Genomic DNA, 3,001 nt, shown 5'->3' on the forward strand with positions numbered 1-3,001 from the left:
ACCAAATCAAGAACTTTCGAACTGTTGGTTATTTCTACTGCTTCCGAGAGTGTTTTGAATGGTTTAGAATAACTGAAAGTTAATCTCCCTTCATTTAAGAAAAGATTCTCGAAAACAAGATTTATGAGTTGCCGTTTCTCCTCTAAAGTGGCGCTCAGGTATATTTCTCTGGCTTTCTGAGAAAGCTCATAAACAGTTATACCTAACTCAAAATACTTATTATTTGCTTGAGAATGCTTTTGGATGGACCTTAAAATGGTCTCTCTTTCTGCTGAATACTCCTTGAATTTTCTTTCGTAGAACTCCTTGTTTATCTTCTCATCCAGTTTATCATCATAGAGTTTATCTAGCCTTTTTTGTATCAGTTCATATCTCTGGTTAAGTTCATTGACAGCAAGGCTATGGTATTCAATTTCATCTCGATGGCTTTCTTTCAAGGCTTTCTTTACCCATTCGGTAAGTCTGATATCCTTAATCTCAAGGTTTCCGAATACATCTAAAACTTGATTTTCTACCTCATGTTCCTTAGACCAAGTCTTCTGCGAGCAATTCCGGTAATGGTTGCAATGGCCGTAGATTATACCCTTTTGCTTTTCCCATGTTATCTTTCCGCCGCACTCAGCACATTTAATAAGCCCGTTAAATAGGTAAAAATGCCTGTTGTACTTAGGAGTGGATTTACTTTTTAGTACTTCCTGTACTCTATCAAAAAGCTCTTTGGCAATTAATGGTTCTTGTTTACCATCGTAAATTTCACCATTCCAGCAGATTTTACCATAATAAAAAGGATCGGAAAGTAGATCCGCTAGTCGGCTTTTTACTAACTTATTTCCCCCCGCTGTTCTCAATCCTTCTTCATTGGCTATTTGAACTAATTTTTTGAGAGAATAATTCCCAGTGGCATATAGATCAAATGCCTTTTTGATTAGCAGCGCCTTCTCATCGTCGATGACATGGATTTTATGTCCCTTCTCTCCAATAGTTTTGTATCCTAAAGGCGGTTTTGTCGGGAGCCAGCCCTGGGCGATTTTTTCTTTTTGCCCCTTCTTTACTTCTTCTGAAAGGTTGTCTATGTAATATTGGGCTACTGAGACTTTGATGTTCCAGATAAATTTCTCGTTTGATTTAGAATCCTTGGATAGTATGCAGTTTTCCTTTACGAAATGAACCTGCCTTTCTGTATCCTCGTTTATCCATTCATTAATAGAAACTGCATCTTTCAGGTTTCGGGTTAGCCGATCAACTTTTTCACAGACAATAACCTTAATATTCCCGTTTTTCACATAATTCAGCATCTCATTAAAGGTTTTTCTTTGATTTAATCCGCTGGCAGATTCTGATATAGAAAACCTTTTGGCAATTCTAAAGCCTCTCCTATCTGCATATTCCTTAAGGAGTTTTTCTTGGGATGGAAGAGAATAACCAGTTTCTTCCTGCTCTCTTGACGAAACTCTGGCAAATAATACTGCCTTCATATGTTTGTTTTCTTGTATCAAAAATTAAAGGTATCAGTTATTCTATAACGGCTTGTTGCGAATGTCAAATTCTGGCCTTATCTTAGGATTATCTCTTTCAGAGTTTTCGCTTTTTAACTTGTTTCTTGAATGAATTCTGGCCAAGAGATCAAAATATAAAACTAAGCTGTTTCCCACTTCAAACAACTCTTTCTGGCTGAGTTCTTTTCCGTAGTCTTCCCTTAATATATCTTTAAGCTCGTTTAAAAGCTCCTGGCTAATGGGCATATTTTGAAAATTAGATTAAAGATATCGAAGGCTGATCAAACTTCTGTTTAAACATAAATTTACCCTTGAAACCTACCTTCCTCAGGCTATTTTTCCTCTGCTCCCTTTATCCTCTCTTTTATTTTTCTGTTATGCTCACAACCGGTTCTTGTTAATAAAAGTCTTGCAGTTAAAAACTTCAACCTACCATTTCATATCCTCAATCGGGACAATCTTGCCATCCTTTGACCATCGTTTCAGCAAATTCTTTACAGAACGGAACAAGATCTCTTTTCCATCTTCTCTTAATGAGGAGATAGCCTTTAAAATATCCTTTTCCTGATAGTGGTATTTCAAAAACAAGAAAGCCACTTCAGAGAGTGGAACCCCTAAATTCGTTTCCTTATTAGGAGATTTTTTAATTTTGTCCATAATTTCATTAGATGATTTAATTAGATAATTTCCAGTATCGCTACTGATACTGTTAGAAGATTGTTTTTGATACTGTTTAGGCTTATTTTTGATACTGTTTTCAATATCTTTTTCATACTGAGAACAGTATCAATTTTGATACTGTTTGGATCTTTCCAAACATCTGGACTAAGTAAAGCGTACTGATTGGGAGACCAGCCCTTTGAGTGTTCAATATAAATGATGCTATATGCCTCTAATATCTTGAGGTCATAAATTACGGTATTACGGCGTTTTATACCGCTTTCGTGAATAAGGATATCTATTGAAGGAAAACAGGTTTGCGTTTGGTAATTGGCATATTTAGCCAGAACACAATAAACAGCCAGAACACTTTTAGGAAACAATCTAGCATAACCTTTTTCAAAGTATTCATTATCAATGAAGAGCCTGGTATTTTTCTTACTTGGTCTTACAGACAATCCTTCAAAATTTTCTTTTCTGGGCTCTGATATTTTTTTATTGTTTAATATTCTTCTTAAAGATTGCATGTCATGTTCATTAAGCCATTCTTTTTTAACTGGATGATAGACGGCATCCATAAATTACAATATCAGTTATTGCTGATAACTTCCCCTTAAAAACAAATAGAGGCTTTTAAGCTTCTATTTGCAAGAACTGATATCCTATGTACCGGAAGGCAATTTAATCCTCTCTAATCGCAAGTTTACCCTCAGAATTGGCCTTCCTCAGACCTGTTTTCGTCCTTTAGAAAGAGAAAATAACCATTCCAAGACTTCCTTTTTCTCCCTCTTTCGATAATCGCTATTGTCCACTAATTTGTTGAAGTATCTGGATATGGTCTTTTT

The 3,001-nt window shown here is 35.7% G+C and carries 4 protein-coding genes; all 4 read right to left on the reverse strand.

The genetic code is table 11. The features are described from left to right. Nucleotides 1-1,475: recombinase family protein (locus MNV_RS04850; protein WP_096204246.1), on the reverse strand; the 1,475-nt coding region annotated here is incomplete at its 3' end. A gap of 42 nt (nt 1,476-1,517) precedes the next feature. Beyond that, nucleotides 1,518-1,742, reverse strand: coding sequence for a hypothetical protein (locus MNV_RS04855; RefSeq protein WP_096204247.1), 225 nt, complete (start codon nt 1,740-1,742; stop codon nt 1,518-1,520). Nucleotides 1,743-1,925: 183 nt separating this feature from the next. Then, complete coding sequence (locus MNV_RS04860; RefSeq protein ID WP_096204248.1) at nt 1,926-2,153, reverse strand: hypothetical protein; 228 nt, start codon at nt 2,151-2,153, stop codon at nt 1,926-1,928. A 20-nt stretch (nt 2,154-2,173) separates the two neighbouring features. Continuing rightward, on the reverse strand, nt 2,174-2,734 hold the full coding sequence (locus MNV_RS04865; protein WP_096204249.1) for a helix-turn-helix domain-containing protein: 561 nt from the start codon (nt 2,732-2,734) through the stop codon (nt 2,174-2,176). Nucleotides 2,735-3,001: the final 267 nt, after the last annotated feature.

Origin of the sequence: Candidatus Methanoperedens nitratireducens (genome assembly GCF_900196725.1) — an archaeon.
GTDB classification, from domain to species: Archaea; Halobacteriota; Methanosarcinia; order Methanosarcinales; family Methanoperedenaceae; genus Methanoperedens; species Methanoperedens nitroreducens_A.